This is a genomic window from Stenotrophomonas sp. YJH_SMC_8, assembly GCF_059371315.1.
The window spans coordinates 1-16143 of the sequence record NZ_JCAFUL010000017.1; the positions used below are offsets into that span (position 1 = coordinate 1).

Annotated in this window: 13 protein-coding genes; 8 read left to right on the forward strand and 5 right to left on the reverse strand. The window is 67.3% G+C overall.

Annotated elements, in window-relative coordinates:
* Positions 1-248: 248 nt before the first annotated feature.
* Positions 249-1676 carry an amino acid permease gene (locus AC5P88_RS17320; protein ID WP_286075758.1) on the reverse strand — a complete coding sequence of 476 codons (1428 nt, stop codon included), beginning with the start codon at positions 1674-1676 and terminating at the stop codon, positions 249-251.
* Positions 1677-1758: 82 nt separating this feature from the next.
* Entirely contained in the window at positions 1759-3234 is a 1476-nt protein-coding gene (locus AC5P88_RS17325; RefSeq protein WP_495225600.1) for an amino acid permease, read from the reverse strand.
* Between the two features lie 133 nt (positions 3235-3367).
* Between AC5P88_RS17325 and AC5P88_RS17330 the strand changes: the two genes are divergently transcribed.
* Both AC5P88_RS17330 and AC5P88_RS17335 read left to right on the forward strand, forming a co-directional pair.
* Positions 3368-3982, forward strand: coding sequence for an NUDIX hydrolase (locus AC5P88_RS17330; RefSeq protein ID WP_106550427.1), 615 nt, complete (start codon positions 3368-3370; stop codon positions 3980-3982).
* Positions 3982-4374, forward strand: coding sequence for a hypothetical protein (locus AC5P88_RS17335; RefSeq protein WP_495225601.1), 393 nt, complete (start codon positions 3982-3984; stop codon positions 4372-4374). The genes AC5P88_RS17330 and AC5P88_RS17335 overlap by 1 nt, the downstream gene beginning before the upstream one ends.
* Positions 4375-4499: 125 nt before the next feature.
* Here the strand turns inward: AC5P88_RS17335 and serA are convergent, their stop codons facing one another.
* Positions 4500-5741: a phosphoglycerate dehydrogenase gene (serA, locus tag AC5P88_RS17340; RefSeq protein ID WP_197579385.1), complete on the reverse strand. Its 1242-nt coding sequence runs from the start codon at positions 5739-5741 to the stop codon at positions 4500-4502.
* Between the two features lie 169 nt (positions 5742-5910).
* On the opposite strand from serA, the gene AC5P88_RS17345 reads away from it, so the two are divergent.
* The 3 genes from AC5P88_RS17345 (at position 5911) to AC5P88_RS17355 (ending at position 9525) form a co-directional block, all read left to right on the forward strand.
* On the forward strand, positions 5911-7299 hold the full coding sequence (locus AC5P88_RS17345) for an FAD-binding oxidoreductase (RefSeq protein WP_106550425.1): 1389 nt from the start codon (positions 5911-5913) through the stop codon (positions 7297-7299).
* 62 nt (positions 7300-7361) lie between these two features.
* Positions 7362-7661: a DUF2388 domain-containing protein gene (locus tag AC5P88_RS17350; protein WP_111113400.1), complete on the forward strand. Its 300-nt coding sequence runs from the start codon at positions 7362-7364 to the stop codon at positions 7659-7661.
* A gap of 10 nt (positions 7662-7671) precedes the next feature.
* On the forward strand, positions 7672-9525 hold the full coding sequence (locus AC5P88_RS17355; RefSeq protein ID WP_495225602.1) for a DUF7844 domain-containing protein: 1854 nt from the start codon (positions 7672-7674) through the stop codon (positions 9523-9525).
* On the opposite strand, the gene AC5P88_RS17360 is transcribed toward AC5P88_RS17355, so the two are convergent.
* Together AC5P88_RS17360 and AC5P88_RS17365 are read right to left on the reverse strand one after the other, a co-directional pair.
* Positions 9503-10579 (reverse strand): ATP-binding protein, encoded by a 1077-nt coding sequence (locus tag AC5P88_RS17360; RefSeq protein WP_495225603.1) that lies wholly within the window; start codon positions 10577-10579, stop codon positions 9503-9505. The two genes, AC5P88_RS17355 and AC5P88_RS17360, sit on opposite strands and share 23 nt — an antisense overlap.
* Positions 10579-11295 carry a response regulator gene (locus AC5P88_RS17365; protein WP_180848859.1) on the reverse strand — a complete coding sequence of 239 codons (717 nt, stop codon included), beginning with the start codon at positions 11293-11295 and terminating at the stop codon, positions 10579-10581. Before AC5P88_RS17365 ends, AC5P88_RS17360 begins: the two co-directional genes overlap by 1 nt.
* A 129-nt stretch (positions 11296-11424) precedes the next feature.
* Here AC5P88_RS17365 and AC5P88_RS17370 point away from each other — a divergent pair, with 129 nt between their 5' ends.
* Genes AC5P88_RS17370 through AC5P88_RS17380 form a run of 3 tightly spaced genes read left to right on the forward strand, consistent with a single transcriptional unit; the run spans position 11425 to position 16129 of the window.
* Entirely contained in the window at positions 11425-12570 is a 1146-nt protein-coding gene (locus tag AC5P88_RS17370) for an efflux RND transporter periplasmic adaptor subunit (RefSeq protein ID WP_286075764.1), read from the forward strand.
* Between the two features lie 36 nt (positions 12571-12606).
* The gene (locus AC5P88_RS17375; RefSeq protein WP_495225604.1) at positions 12607-15756 is read left to right on the forward strand and encodes a multidrug efflux RND transporter permease subunit; all 3150 of its coding nucleotides are present in this window, start codon (positions 12607-12609) and stop codon (positions 15754-15756) included.
* Positions 15737-16129, forward strand: a complete 393-nt coding sequence (locus tag AC5P88_RS17380) for a nuclear transport factor 2 family protein (RefSeq protein ID WP_495225605.1) — start codon at positions 15737-15739, stop codon at positions 16127-16129. Before AC5P88_RS17375 ends, AC5P88_RS17380 begins: the two co-directional genes overlap by 20 nt.
* Positions 16130-16143: the final 14 nt, after the last annotated feature.

Consider the following 16143-nt stretch of genomic DNA (forward strand, 5'->3'; position numbering starts at 1 on the left):
ACGCGACGCCCGAAGCAGACCGATCCCCGCCTAAGGACAGTCGCGGCGTCCCTCCGGAGGCTGCCGGCCAGCGGCCGGCACTACCGTGCCCGCTTGCCGGAGAGATCCAAGCCTCCCCAGCAACACAGTTGCTACAGGGAGGTACTTGCGGCGCCCCCCGCGTACCCATGCCTCCCCGCCAAACCAACACACCCGCTCTTGCCGTTGCTCCGGCGGGTGCAGGGCCGCAGGCCCTGCACTGCAAAACCTCACTTGCCCCGCAGGCGGCTGTGCCGGAACCCGTAGCAGAAATAGATCACGAAACCGACGAACGTCCACACGCCCATCAACATCCAGTTGTGCATCGTCATCGCCGACAGCAGCGCCAGGCAGCTCAGCACGCCCAGGCTGCAGATCAGCCAGGCCATCGGCATGCGGAACGGGCGCGGCAGGTCCGGCTGGGTGCGGCGCAGGATCAGCACGCCGGCACAGACGGCGGCGAACGCGATCAGCGTACCCATCGAGGTCAGCTCGCCGAGGATGTCCAGCGGGAACAGCGCCGCCAGCAGCGCGATGCCGATGCCGGTGATCACGGTGTTGATGTGCGGGGTGCGGTACTTCGGGTGGATCTTGGTGAACACCGGCGGCAGCAGGCCGTCGCGGCCCATGATCATGAAGATGCGCGGCTGGCCGATGATCATCACCAGCACCACCGAGGACAGGCCGACCAGCGCGCCGACCTCGACCACCCAGCGCAGCCAGCCCAGCTGCGGATGCGCGGCCACCGCGGTCACCACCGGCTCATCGGTGCCCAGCAGCTGGAATGGCACCAGGCCGGTCATCACCGCGGCCATCGCGATGTAGAGCACGGTGCAGACCACCAGTGACAGCATCATGCCGATCGGCATGTCACGCTGCGGGTTCTTCGATTCCTGCGCCGCCACCGACACCGCCTCGAAGCCGATGTAGGCGAAGAACACCATCGCCGCGCCGCGCAGCACGCCTTCCATGCCGTACTTGCCGGGGCCTTCGTTGGCGGGGATGAACGGCGTCCAGTTGCTGGTATCCACGTACTTCCAGCCGACCACGATGACCAGCACGATCAGGCCGGTCTTGAGCACGACCATCGCCATGTTCATCGCCGAGGACTTGCTGATGCCGACGTAGCACAGCCAGGTCAGCAGCAGGACCAGGGCCGCAGCAGGCAGGTTGGCGATCGCGCCGGTCGGGCGCAGCTGTGCGTCCAGTGGCGCACTGACCAGCGCGGCTGGCAGATGGATGTCGAACTGGCTGAGCAGGCTGAGGAAGTAGCCGGTCCAGCTGACCGCTACTGCCGAGGCGGAGACGCCGTATTCGAGCACCAGCATCCAGCCGATGAACCAGGCCGACAGTTCGCCGAAGGTGGCATAGGTATAGGTGTAGGCGCTGCCGGAAACCGGCACCATCGAGGCGAACTCGGCGTAGGCCAGCGCGCAGAAGGCGCAGCAGATGGCGGCCAGCACGAACGACAGCATGATCGCCGGGCCGGCGTGGTTGGCGGCGGCCTGGCCGGTGATGACGAAGATGCCGCCGCCGATCACCGCGCCGATACCGAGGGCGGTCAGCCCCCAGGGGCCGAGGTGGCGGCGCAGGCTCAGGCCGTTGGCGTCTTCATGGGCGGCATGCGGGTGCTTGGTGGCCCACAGTTGCTTGAACATGTGTGGTGGTCTTGTCGAAGCGCGCCATGACCGGCGCGCGGGGAAAACGGACGGGCCGGCGCGAGGCCGGCCCGTAGGCGGATCAGGGCGACTTGGCCAGCTTGCTGTTGCGGATGCCGTAGCCCAGGTAGATCAGCAGGCCGAGCAGCGTCCAGCCCACGAACAGGTGCCAGTGCACCACGAACGCCTGCCAGAACAGGAACAGGCAGGTGGCCGCGCCCAGAGGGCAGATGATCCACACCGCCGGCACGCGGAACGGGCGATGGATCTCCGGCTTGGTATAGCGCAGCACCAGCACGCCGATGCACACGGTGGCGAAGGCCAGCAGGGTGCCCATCGACACCAGCTCGCCCAGCACGTTCAGCGGCACCAGGCCGGCCAGTGCGGCAGCGATCACGCCGACCACGATGGTAGCGACGTACGGGGTACGGAAACGGGCGTGGACCTTGCCGAAGAACTTCGGCAGCAGGCCGTCGCGGGAGATGGTGTAGGCGATGCGGGTCTGGCCCATCATCATCACCAGCACCACCGAGGACAGGCCGGCGATGGCGCCGATTTCCACCGCGGTCTTCAACCACGCCAGCTGCGGGTAACCTTCCAGCGCGGTGGCCACCGGCTTGTCGGTGCCCAGCAGGTGGTACGGCATCATGCCGGTCAGCACCGCGCAGACGATGATGTAGACGATGGTGCACACCGCGAGCGAGCCGAGCAGGCCGATCGGCATGTTGCGCTGCGGGTCCTTGGTTTCACCGGCGGCGGTGGAGACCGCATCGAAGCCGATGTAGGCGAAGAACACGATGGTGGCCGCGCGGAACACGCCGCTCCAGCCGAACTCACCCGGCACGCCGGTGTTTTCCGGGATGAACGGCTGCCAGTTGGCGGGGTCGATGTGGGCCGCACCGATGCCGATGAACAGGCAGATGACGGTGACCTTGATCGCCACGATGATCGCATTGACGAAGGCCGACTGGGTCACGCCCACGTACAGCAGGCCGGACACCGCTGCCACGATCAGCACCGCCGGCAGGTTGAACAGCTTGCCGGAGGAGACGAACTCGCTGCCGGTCCAGGCAATGGGCGCGGCGCTGAGCAGGTCCGGGAACGGCATGTGCAGCGTGGTGGTGATGAAGCTGATCAGGTAGGCCGACCAGCCCACCGCGACCGAGGCCGAGGCGAACAGGTATTCCAGCACCAGGCACCAGCCGATGAACCAGGCCATGCCTTCGCCGAGGGTGGCGTACGAGTAGGAATAGGCACTGCCGGAGACCGGCATCATTGCCGCGAACTCGGCGTAGCACAGGCCCGCCAGGGCACAGGCGAAACCGGCCAGCACGAACGACAGCATCACCGCCGGGCCTGCATGGTTGGCCGCAGCCTGGCCGGTCAGCACGAAGATACCAGCGCCGATCACCGCACCCACGCCGAGCAGGATGAGGTGTTTAGCCGTGAGGGTCCGTTTCAACGTGGCTTCGCCGTCCAGGCTGCCTTCGATGGGTTCGCCGGCATCGACGTGCCCGGCCGGCTGGACCGGCTTGACCCTCAACAGAGCTTTCAGCATGCAGTACTTCCTAATGATCGGATTTGGGTGGGCCGCCGATACGTTGCCGGCAACCTTGAATGGTGAAGGCCGCGCGAACGGCCCGCTGTACCTTAGCCAAAGCTGAAGCCAACGCACAAGCGCAATCGCAACAATGAACGGCGATAATGAGCAGTCATGTTCCCGATCCCGCCCATTCATGAGCCAGACCGCCGAAACCCTTGCCGTGCTTGACGATCGCCTGCGCGACCTGCTGCGGGACTACGCCCGCCGTGAGCCCGCCCACGACGCACTGGCTGCCGAATTCGGCACATTGCTGGACGATCCGGAAGATCCGTTCCGGCGTGAACGGCTGGCCGGCCACTTCACCGCCAGCTGCTGGCTGGTCAGTGCCGATGGCCAGCGCCTGCTGCTGACCCATCACCGGAAGCTCCAGCGCTGGCTGCAGTTGGGCGGCCACGCCGACGGCGACCGCGACCTGGCCCAGGTGGCGCTGAAGGAAGCCGAAGAGGAGTCGGGCCTGAGCGGCCTGGTACTGGAAGACCCGGCCATCTTCGACATCGACAAGCACTGGATTCCGGAACGCAAGGACGTGCCGGGACACTGGCACTATGACGTGCGTTTCGTGATCCGGGCACTGGGCGGCGAAGCCTTCGTGCTCAGCGAGGAGTCGCTGGAGCTGGCCTGGCGGCCGGTGGCCGAGGTCGCCGCAGACCCGGAATCGGACGAGTCGATGCAGCGCATGGCGCGCCGGTGGCTGGCGCGTTGATGTTCTCCGACACCTGCGCGGCGTTTGTTGCGGCTCACGTCTGTGGTGAGGCGAAGCACAATGCGGCCCTCATGATGATCAAGGCGGCATTGCCGGTCATCACATCCATCGACTGGGAGCGAGTGCCCTCGCGCCTTGAGGTTCCGGGAGTGGGGCGTGAGCGGCTGGCGCAGGAGTTGAGTGCCATTGCAGATGCTGTTGGCTTGCCAAGCGAGGCTGCGTTGACGGTTGTCCAGGTGGATGGGGCGGTACCTTCGCTGGGCAGCCGCCTGCAGGACTGGCTGGTTCATGCCGAGGAGCTGGATTTCGTCGATACGCTGTTCCTGTCGATGGAAGACAGGGTTCTGATCCATTGGGACTTTTACAGGAACCTCCACGCCGTAAGGTTCTGAGGTGCCCCATCCACGCATGGCGTGGATCTACTACGGGATCGCGCAAAGCGCCAGTAGATCCACGCCATGCGTGGATGGCGCGATGCCGGAAGCAATCCGCCGGGCCATGCCCGGCGAACCTTCGATCAATACAGGATGCGCGTACGCAGTGTCCCAGGAATCGCAGCCAGTTCGTCGCGCACGGCGGCCGCCTGTTCCTCGCTCGCGGTGATGTCGATCACCACGTAACCCACCTTCGGGTCGGTGCGCAGGAACTGGCCGTCGATGTTGACGTTGTGGCGCGAGAAGATCTCGTTGACCCTGGACAGCACGCCCGGCACGTTCTGGTGGATATGCAGCAGGCGCAGGCTGTCGGCGTGCTCGGGCAGGGTCACTTCCGGGAAGTTGACCGCCGACAGGGTGCTGCCGTTGTCGCTGTAGCGCACCAGCTTGGCCGCCACTTCCACACCAATGTTGTCCTGCGCCTCCAGCGTGCTGCCGCCCACGTGCGGGGTCAGGATCACGTTGTCGTGGCGGGTCAGCGGCGATTCGAAGATATCGCCGTTGCCCTTCGGCTCGACCGGGAACACGTCCAGCGCGGCGCCGCCGACGTGGCCGCTGGCCAGCGCCGCGTCCAGTGCATCGATGTCGACCACGGTGCCGCGTGCGGCATTGATCAGGTGCGCACCCTTGCGCATCTTCGCCAGCTCGGTACTACCGATCATCCACTGCGTGGAAGGGGTTTCCGGCACGTGCAGGGTGACGATGTCGGCGCGCGCCAGCAGGTCGTCCAGGCTGGCGGCAGCGCGGGCATTACCCAGCGCCAGCTTGGTTTCCACGTCGTGGAAGATCACCTGCATGCCCAGCGATTCGGCCAGCACGCCGACCTGGGTGCCGATGTGGCCGTAACCGATGATGCCCAGGGTCTTGCCGCGCACCTCATGGCTGCCGCTGGCCGACTTCGACCAGCCGCCGCGATGGCACTCGGCGTTCTTCTGCGGGATGCCGCGGGTCAGCATGATCGCCTCGGCGATCACCAGCTCGGCCACGCTGCGGGTGTTGGAATAGGGCGCGTTGAACACCGGGATGCCGGCCAGCTCGGCCGCGTCCAGGTCCACCTGGTTGGTGCCGATGCAGAAACAACCCACCGCGATCAGGCGCTTGGCCTCGGCCAGCACCTCGGCGCTGAGCTGGGTGCGCGAGCGGATGCCGACGATGTGCGCTTCGGCGATGCGCGCCTTCAGTTCGTCCTCGGGCAGCGCCTTGGTGTGCGCTTCGATCTGGCTGTAGCCGGCGGCGCTGAACACCTCCACGGCGGTCTGGCTGACCCCCTCCAGCAACAGCACGCGGATATCCTGCTTCGGGAACGAGGTCTTCTTCGGCGACATGGGGCGACACGGCCAGTGGGACAGGGGCCAATCACTATGCCAGATCGCGACGACCATGGTGCAGTGCGCAATTGGTTGCATCGGTAGCTATCTGCCTGCCTGCGGGGCTGGACGCTGGCGCGTGCCGCTGGCACGCTTGCCCGTTCTTCACGCACCGCGCTGGACCGTCATGACCGATTCCCGCATTGCCTCGCTGCAGCTGGCCTGTCCCGGCCTGAAGCTGAAGACCGACCCGGCCGACCTGGAGCATTACGGGCGCGACTGGACCCGGCGCTGGACACCGGCGCCGCTGGCGGTCGCGCTGCCGGCCACGGTCGAGGAAGTACAGGCGGTGATGCGCTGGAGCGCCGGGAATGACGTGGCGGTGGTGCCGTCCGGCGGCCGTACCGGCCTGTCCGGTGGCGCAGTGGCGGCCAACGGCGAGCTGGTGCTCAGCCTGGAACGGATGAACAAGGCACTGGCCTACGATGCGGTCGATCGCACGCTGGTGGTGCAGGCCGGCATGCCGTTGGAAGCCGTGCACAATGCCGCGCTGGACCATGGCCTGATCTACCCGGTTGATTTCGCCGCGCGTGGTTCCTGCACGATCGGCGGCAACATCGCCACCAATGCCGGCGGCATCCGCGTGATCCGCTACGGCAATACCCGCGAGTGGATCGCAGGACTGAAGGTGGTCACTGCCAGTGGCGAACTGCTCGAGCTCAACAAGGGCCTGATCAAGAACTCAAGCGGCTACGACTTCCGTCAGCTGCTGATCGGTTCGGAAGGCACCCTGGGCGTTATCGTCGAGGCGACGGTGAAACTGACCGACCCGCCGCCTGCAAGCAACGTGATGCTGCTGGCGCTGCCCAGCTTCGAGGTGCTGATGCAGGTATTCGCCGCGTTCCGCGCGCGCCTGCAGCTGCAGGCCTTCGAGTTCTTCACCGACCGGGCGCTGGAGCATGTGCTGGCGCACGGCGCGCAGGCGCCGTTCGACGAGGTGCACCCGTACTACGTGGTCACCGAGTTCGCGGCCAACGACGAGGCGCAGGAAGCGGCGGCGATGGCCGCCTTCGAGGACTGCATGGGCAACGGCTGGGTCAGCGACGGCGTGATCAGCGCCAGCGACGCCCAGGCCGCCCAGCTGTGGCGCTTGCGCGAAGGCATCACCGAATCGCTGGCGCGCTACAAGCCCTACAAGAACGACGTGTCGGTGCGGATCTCGGCGATGCCGGCGTTCCTTGCCGAGACCCAGGCGCTGATCGGGCAGGCCTATCCGCACTTCGACGTGGTCTGGTTCGGCCATATCGGCGACGGCAACCTGCACATCAACGTGCTCAAGCCCGACGACACCGGCGACGCCGAATTCGTGGCGCAGTGCGAACATGTGACCAAGCTGCTGGCGCAGGTGCTGGCCCGCTTCGACGGCAGCATTTCGGCCGAACACGGCATTGGCCTGGTCAAGAAGGGTTACCTGGACAGCACCCGTGGCCCGGCCGAGATCGCCCTGATGAAGGCGGTCAAACGCGCGTTCGATCCCCAAGCGCGGCTGAATCCCGGCAAGCTCTTCGACCTCTGAGCCGGGAAAATCCTTCACGTACCCGTTACGCTCCACGCACCTTCACAACCGGCTTCGCACCGATGACCCGTCCGCTTCTGCTGCTCGCCCTGCTGTCCCTGCCGCTGGCCGGCTTCGCTTCCAGCTTCGCCGGCACCTCGGCCGGTTCCGCCACCGGCGCATCGTCGGGCTCTTCGGCCAGCAGTTCGGGCGATGACAAGGTGGTGCAGGCTGCACGTGATGATGCCGCTGCATTCGTTGCCAGCGACGGCCAGATCCGCGGTGCGCGCCTGCAGGCCGCGCTGGTCCACCTGCGCGAGCAGAGCACTGCCGCACAGCAGCAGAGCGATCTGGAACTGGCCCGCGCGCTGCTGGCGCGCTGATCCAGGCGGCATGACCTCCGCGTCATCGCTTTCTGTAGAGCCGAGCCATGCTCGGCTGAGCGCCAGGCGCAGATGGGCAGTTACAGCAGCCACGCATGGCGTGGTTCTACTGCTGATCGCCCACGCCGCGCACGCAGCCGATCGCCTTCAGCTCGACCCGGCAGGGCTGAACCCTGCACAGCAGCAGCTCGCCAACCAGACCCTGGCCGACGTGCGGGCGCTGCTGCCGGATGGCCTGCTGGCTGCATTGCCGGCACAGGTCCAGGTACGCTGGAGCGATGACCTGCCGGCCGATGTACACGGCCGCGCTTTCGCCGGCCACATCACCCTGCGTCGCGAGCTGCTGGATGATGCCGTGCCCGGCGCCCGCCGCGCGCGGCGCAGCGCCCTGGTGCATGAGCTGACCCATGTTGCAGACCGTAGCGGCGCGAACTGGTCGCGCAGTGCACGCTGGCGTGATCTGGCCGGGTGGCAGCGCAAGCCCTGGCATCTGGGCCGTGGTCACAACGACTTCCGTGACCGTAGTCCGGACACCTATGAATTGAAGGACCCGGCCGAACATCTGGCCGTGAACGCCGAGCATTTCGTGCTCGATGCCGAGTTTGCCTGCCGTCGCCCGGCGCTGGCGCAGTGGTTCCTGGCGCATTTCGGATCACCTCCGTCGCTGCCGCAATCCCATTGCGCCACCGCGCTGCCGTTGCTGCAGGCTGATGCGGAAGAGGGCGCTGCGTCATTGCTGCAGCTCGATCCCTCCCGTGTCTACGCGGTGGACTACCTGTTCGCCGAAGGCAGCGCGCAGCCGATGAGCCGCTGGGGCCACAGCATGTTGCGGCTGGTGATCTGCCGGCCCGGCCGCGCTCCGGGGCCGGACTGCCGCCTGGACCTGGAGTACCACCGCGTGCTGTCGTTCCGCGCGTTCGTAGGCGACGTGCAGATTTCCAACTGGCGCGGACTGACTGGCGGCTATCCCTCGCGGCTGTTCGTGTTGCCGCTGCAGCAGGTGGTGGACGAATACACCAAGGTCGAACTGCGCGGCCTGCAGTCGTTGCCGCTGCAGCTGCAACGCGACGAGATCGCCAGCCTGCTCGAGCGCACCGCGCAGGTGCACTGGAGCTATGACGGGCGCTACTACTTTGTCAGCAACAACTGCGCGGTGGAAACCGCCAAGCTGCTGCAGGCGGGCGTGCCGCGCCTTGGGCGGGCCGGTCTGGCCCAGCTGAGCCCGCGCGGGTTGAAGCGCCGCCTGGCGCGGTTGCAGGTGCTTGACGAGCAGGTGATGGCGGATCGCAGCGCCGCGCAGGCGCAGGGCTACTACTTCGCCTCGGCACGCGACCACTACCAGCAGTTGTTCGATGTGGCGGCTTCGCAGCTGGACCTGCCGGTGCGCGACGTGCGCGGCTGGCTGAAGCTGCCCGCGCATCAACGTGCGCCCTGGTTGCTGCAGGGCGACCTGCGCGCCAGCGCCGGGCTGCTGTTGCTGGAGCAGGCCGCGCAACGCCGCGCCGAACTGCGCGCGCGTGACGTGCTGAAGCGGCAGCTGCTGGCCGCACCGGGCAGCAGCGAATCCCGCAATCTGCACGGGCTGCTGGAACAGAGCGGGCAGTGGTTACGTCCCGGCACGTTGCTGCGGGATGGCGGCTATGGACTGCCGTTGGCCGATGAGCAGGCGGTACTGGCCGGGGCAGTGGCCACCGCCAGTGCGCAGGCAGTCCCTGCATGGCGGGCATTGCGCGTGCAGCTGCGCCAGGCGCTGCCAGCGCCGCAGCGCGAGGAAATGGACGCGATCGATGCCAATCTCGCCAGGCTCGGCGCGCACCTGCGCGAACAGGCCGCGCTACCGGTTACTGGCGCGGAAGCTCAATGACGAAGCGGCTGCCGCCGGTACTGCCGGGCGTGCAGTAGACGCGGCCGCCATGCGCATCGGCGATGGCCTTGACCACCGCCAGGCCCAGTCCGCTGCCGCCGCCCTGGCGCGAGCGCGAGCCATCGGCGCGCATGAACGGAGTGAAAATATCGGTATGGAGTTCCGGGTCGATGCCCGGACCTTCGTCTTCGATTGCCACCTGCACGTGTCCGGGCGTGTCATGCACGGCAATCCTCACCTTGCCCGGGCTCGCGTAGCGGCGCGCGTTTTCCAGCAGTGCCAGCAGCGCCTGGCGCAGCCGGGTCGGGTCACAGTGCGCGTTGTGTTCCTCGCGGCTGGTTTCCAGCTCCAGCACGAAGCCGGCGGCCCGGAACTGCGGGTCGACCAGGGTCATCACCGAGTGCACCTCGGCGACCACGTCGGTGCGTGCGCGGCGCACGTCCAGCCGTGCATTGTCGGACAGGCTGAGTACGCGCAGATCCTCGATCAGCCGCGACAGGCCCTCGACCTGCGCGAGCAGGCTGCGGAACTGTGACTGGTCGGGCTGGAACACGCCCTCGGCCAGGCCCTGCAGGCGACCGCGCAGGATTGTTACCGGGGTCCGCAGTTCATGGGCGATGGCTGCATGCCACATCGCACGCTCGCTTTCCATGTGCTGCAGGCGGCGCGCCATCGCATTGAAATCCTCGACCAGGGTCGCCACCTCGCCCGGCGAATTCTCTTCGACGCTGGCACGTGCCCCCAGGTCGCCGCCAGCGAGCGCGCGCACGCTGTCCACCAGTGAATTCAGGGGTGACAGGATGCGATGGGCGAGACGGAACGAGGCGGCGATGGCCAGCGCCAGGCCGGTCAGGATCACGCCGACCATCCACGCCAGCTCCGGCCCGGTCGGCAACCAGCCTTCCGGTTCCTCGGTGCTGCCGGGGAAAAACTCGACCAGCACCGCATACAGCAACCATGACGACAGGATCATCATCACGATCACGCCGATCACCATCAGCGACATCGAGACGATGATGTGCCGGCTGAGCCCGGATCGGCGCAGGCGGCCCATCAGCGGTCGGCCATCAACCGGTAGCCGACACCCCGCACGCTGGCCGGTACGTTGACCATGCCGACTTCGTCCAGCTTGCGGCGAAGCTTGCTGACATGGCTGTCGACGGTGCGTTCCAGTGCCTCGCTTTCCGGCAGGCATTCGTGCATCAGTTCGCTGCGGCTGAAGATGCGTGTCGGCGCCAGCGCCATGCAGTGCAGCAGCTTGAACTCGGTAAGGGTGAGCAGTACTTCATGGCTGTAGCCATCGCCTTCGACGTGCACGGCGTGGGTGGCCGAGTCGATCAGCAACGGGCCCGCGCGCAGCGCCGTCGGCGTGTCCACGCGTGAGGCACGCAGCGTACGCCGCAGTACCGCACGCACGCGCGCGGCAACTTCGGCCGGATTGAATGGCTTGACCACATAGTCGTCGGCGCCCATGCGCAGCGCGGTCAGCTTGTCCAGGTCCTGGTCCAGCGCGGTCAGCATGATCACCGGTGTTTCGCCGCGCTGGCGCAGCTGGGTCAGCACGCTCCAGCCATCCAGTCGCGGCAGCTGTACGTCGAGCAGGACCAGGTCGGGGCGGGCGCTGCGGTGCAGGTCCAGTGCGCTGTGGCCATCGGCGGCGCGCAGGGTACGCAGTCCTTCGCGTTCCAGGTAGGCGGTAAGAATATCGGCGATCTCGGCCTCATCCTCGACGATCAGGACGAGGGCGGCGAGGGCGGGGGAGGCATGCATGCAGGGGCGGGGCCTTAAGGTGCTTGCCTCCATCGTATCTCCACAGTTCCTCCATCGAAACCCCATCATCGCCCCGCAGACTGCACGCTTCAGAACCTATCAGCCGCCTGCGCGGCATTGTGCACAGCAATGAGAACCTTCAGGACTCCGGTCGCGTTGATCGCGGCCCTCGCCCTGGCCATGACGGCCTGCTCCACCCCCGAAGCCACGCCCGAAGCCACCCCGCGTGTCAGCGTGGTCACCGTCGGCCCGCAGGTGGTACAGCGCGATGACGAACTGCCCGGCCGCGTGGCCGCCGTGCGCACCGCGCAGATCCGTGCCCAGGTGGGCGGCATCGTGCAGCGCCGCTTGTTTGACCAGGGCGCGGAAGTGAGCGCCGGCCAGGCCCTGTTCCAGATCGATCCGGCGGCGTTCCGTGCCGATGTCGACTCGGCACTGGCCGCGCTGCAGCGCAGTGAGGCAGCCCTGGGTCGCAGTCGCGTGCAGTCGCAGCGCCTGCACGCCCTGGCTGCCGCGCAGGCGGTCAGCCAGCAGCATCGCGACGACGCCAGTGCCGAGTACGAGCAGGCGCGCGCGGCGGTGAATGAAGCGCGCGCGATCCTGGCCCGCCGGCAGCTCGACCTGCGCTATGCCACGGTCAGTGCACCGATTGCCGGCCGCATCGACCAGGCGCTGGTGACCGAGGGCGCACTGGTCGGCGTGGCCGATGCCGAGCCGATGGCGGTGGTACAGCAGATCGACCAGGTCTACGTCGATGTGCGCCAGCCGGCGGCCCAGCTGGAGTCGCTGCAACGCAGTGCAGGTGGTGGCGAACTGCCGGTGACCATCATCGGTGCGGCGGGCAAGCCGCTGACCGAACGCGGCCAGCTGCTGTTCTCCGGCATCAATGTCGACACGCGTACCGGCGATGTGATCCTGCGCATCCTGGTGGATAACCCCCAGCGCCAGCTGCTGCCGGGGATGTATGTGCGTGCGAAGGTGCCGCGCGGTGCGCCGGCCAGCGCATTGACCGTGCCGCAGCAGGCCGTGCTGCGCAGCGCTGGCGGCCAGGCCTATGCCTGGGTGATCGCGGGCGATGGCAAGGCGGTGATCCGCACGCTGGAGGTCGACGGCAGCGTCGATCGCCAGTGGCTGGTGCGCACTGGCCTCAAGGCGGGTGAGAAGGTGGTGGTCGAGGGCCAGGAACGCCTGCAGGAAGGCGTGGTGGTCGATGCGCGCGACTGGCAGCTGCCGGTCGCAGGTGCCGGTGCCGTGCAGGCCGGCAGCAAGGGCTGAGCCTGTCCCGGGCCGGTCCCTCCAGGGAAATCCAACATGGCACGTTTCTTCATCGATCGCCCGGTGTTCGCCTGGGTGCTGGCGATCTTCATCATCCTGGCTGGCGTACTGGCGATCCCGCGGCTGGCCGTGGAGCGCTATCCGGCGGTGGCGCCGCCCAGCGTCAGCATCTATGCCAGCTACCCCGGTGCCAGCCCGCAGACGCTGAATGATGCGGTGGTCGGCCTGATCGAGCGCGAGCTGTCCAGCGTCAAGCACCTGCTGTACTTCGAATCGTCGGTGGACACTTCCGGTGAAGCGTCGATCACTGCCACCTTCAAGCCCGGCACCAATCCGGAGCTGGCGCAGGTGGACGTGCAGAACCGGATCAAGGCGATCGAACCGCGCCTGCCGCGCAGCGTCCGCCAGAACGGCCTGTTCGTGGAGGCCGCCGATTCCGGTTTCCTGATGCTGGTGGGCCTGCGTTCGCCCGATGCCAGCGTCAGCGAAGCCGCGCTGGGCGACTTCATGGCACGCAACATCATCGAAGAGCTGCGCCGCATCGATGGCGTCGGCCGCGTGCAGCTGTTCGGTGCCGAACAGGCGATGCGTGTGTGGCTGGACCCGACGCGATTGACCGGCTACGGCCTGACCATGGGCGACGTGGCGGCCGCCATCGAGCAGCAGAACCTGGAAATCTCGCCAGGACGCATCGGCGATTCGCCGGGCGTGCCGGGCCAGCGCATCACCGTGCCGTTGAGCGCCGATGGCCAATTGTCGACCCCTGAACAGTTTGCGGCCATCGTGCTGCGCGCCGGGACCGACGGCTCACGAGTGCTGCTGGGCGATGTCGCCCGCGTCGAACTGGGCGCGCAGAGCTATGCCTGGGGTAGCCGCGAGGATGGCCATCCCGCCACCGCTGCCGGCGTGCAGCTGCGCCCCGGCGCGAATGCCGTGCGGACCGCATCCGCGGTGCGCGAACGCATGGCCGAACTGGCGCCGCTGCTGCCGCGTGGGGTGGAGTCGAGCATTCCGTTCGACACCGCACCCTTCGTGAAGATCTCTATCCAGAAGGTGGTGCAGACGCTGCTGGAAGCGATGCTGCTGGTGTTCGCGGTGATGTACCTGTTCCTGCAGAACTGGCGTTACACGCTGATCCCGGCGCTGGTCGCGCCGATCGCGCTGCTGGGCACCTTTGCAGTGATGCTGGCGCTTGGCTTTTCGATCAACGTGCTGACCATGTTCGGCATGGTGCTGGCGATCGGCATCATCGTTGACGATGCGATCGTGGTGGTCGAAGGCGTGGAACGGATCATGGCCGAGGAAGGACTGCCACCCCGCGAGGCCACCATCAAGGCGATGCGCGAGCTGACCGGCGCGGTGATCGGCATCACCCTGGTGCTGACTGCGGTCTTCATTCCAATGGCATTCGCCAGCGGTTCGGTGGGCGCGATCTACCGCCAGTTCACCGTGGCGATGGCGGTGTCGATCCTGTTCTCGGCGTTGCTGGCACTCAGCTTGACGCCGGCGTTGTGCGCGACCCTGCTGCGCCCCAGCACCCATGGTCATCACGGTCGTGGTGGGCTGTTCGGCGCGTTCAATCGCGGTTTCGAGAAGATGACCGGGCGCTACCGGCGCGGCGTGGCCTCGGTGCTGCAGCGCAGTGGGCGGGTGATGGGCGTGTTCGCTGCCCTGGTGGCGGCCCTGCTGCTGGGCCTGCACTGGCTGCCGGGCGCGTTCCTGCCGGAAGAGGACCAGGGCTACTTCATGACCTCGATCCAGCTGCCGGCCGAAGCGACAGCCGAACGCACGCTGGCGGTGGTCGAAGCCTATGAACGGCACGTGGCCTCGCGCCCGGGCATTGCTTCCAACCAGTCCATCCTCGGCTACAGCTTCTCAGGCTCCGGCCCGAGCGCGGCGCTGACCTACACCATGCTGAAGGACTGGGGCGAGCGTGCAGGCGCCACTGCGGCCGGTGAGGTGGAGGCCGCGCAGAAGGCGATGGCCACGCTGGCCGAGGGCGAGGTGATGAGTGTGATGCCGCCGGCGATCGACAGCCTGGGGCGTTCTTCCGGCTTCTCGCTGGCCCTGCAGGCACGTACCGGGCAGAGCCAGGCGGAGCTGCGCGCGGCGTTGCAGCAGCTGCTGAAGCTGGCCGAGGCGAGCCCGTTGCTGTCGGAGGTGCACGCCGATGGCCTGCCTGCGGGCACCAGCGTGCGGCTGGACATCGACCGGGCCAAGGCCGAGGCGATGGGCGTGGGCTTCGAGCACATCAGCAGCACGCTGTCGGCGGCAATGGGCTCGCAGTACGTCAACGACTTCCCCAACAAGGGGCGCCTGCAGCAGGTGATCCTGCAGGCCGATGCGCCGCACCGGATGGAGCTGGAAGATGTGCTGAAGCTGTACGTGCGCAACAGCGAAGGCGGCATGGTCGCGCTGTCCGAGCTCGTCACCCCGCACTGGACGGAAGCGCCGCTGCAGCTGCAGCGCTATCTGGGCTTCCCGGCATTGAACCTGTCCGGCGCACCGGCCTCGGGCGTATCGACCGGCCAGGCGATGGCGGAGATGGAGCGGTTGGCCGAAGCGCTGCCGTCCGGCTTCGCCCTGCAGTGGACCAGCCAGTCGCTGCAGGAGCGTGAGTCGGGGGCGCAGGCACCATGGCTGCTGATGCTGTCGATGCTGGTGGTGTTCCTGGTACTGGCGGCGCTGTACGAGAGCTGGTCGATTCCGCTGGCGGTGATGCTGGTGGTGCCGCTGGGCCTGCTCGGCGCGGTCGCGGCGGTGTTGTTGCGCGGCATGCCCAACGACGTGTTCTTCAAGGTCGGCATGATCACCGTGATCGGGCTGTCGGCGAAGAACGCGATCCTCATCGTCGAGTTCGCGCGCCAGCTGCAGCAGCAGGGCCGCGGCCTGGTGGAAGCGGCCCTGGAGGCGGCGCGGCTGCGCCTGCGGCCGATCGTGATGACCTCGCTGGCGTTCGCGCTGGGCGTGGTGCCGCTGATGCTGGCGCAGGGCGCGTCGAAGGAAACCCAGCAGGCGATTGGAACCGGTGTGTTCGGCGGCATGGTCAGCGCGACCGTGCTGGCGGTGTTCTTCGTGCCGGTCTTCTATGTAGTGGTACAGGGCGCGCGGCAGTGGATCGCGCAACGCCTGCGCAGGCGCCGGCCGATGCCGGAAGGAACCGTGGATGGAACGGAACATCGTTGAAGATCTGCATGAGCGGCAGTTGATGATGCTGGAGCAGCGCCTGTGCGCAGCGTTGCTGGAAAATGATCACGATGCGCTGACCGCGCTGGTATCGCCGGCCTTGTTCATGATGGACGGCCACGGCGGCCGCATGCTCGACCTGCCGTGGCTGGGCGATTGGCTGGCCGGTGGCCTGCAGGTACGGGCCCTGCAGCTGCAGGCGGCGGAAACCCTGCTGTGTGGCCGCCTTGCACTGCTGTCCAGTGACGTGCGCCTGTCGGTGCGCCAACAGGGCCGTGAGCACGATCTGGAACTGCGCCTGCTGCGGGTGTGGACCTGTAGTTCCGGCGATAGCGGTGCACAGCTGCTGTCGATGGCTGTACTGGCCGCATGAGTGCGGTCAGGCCG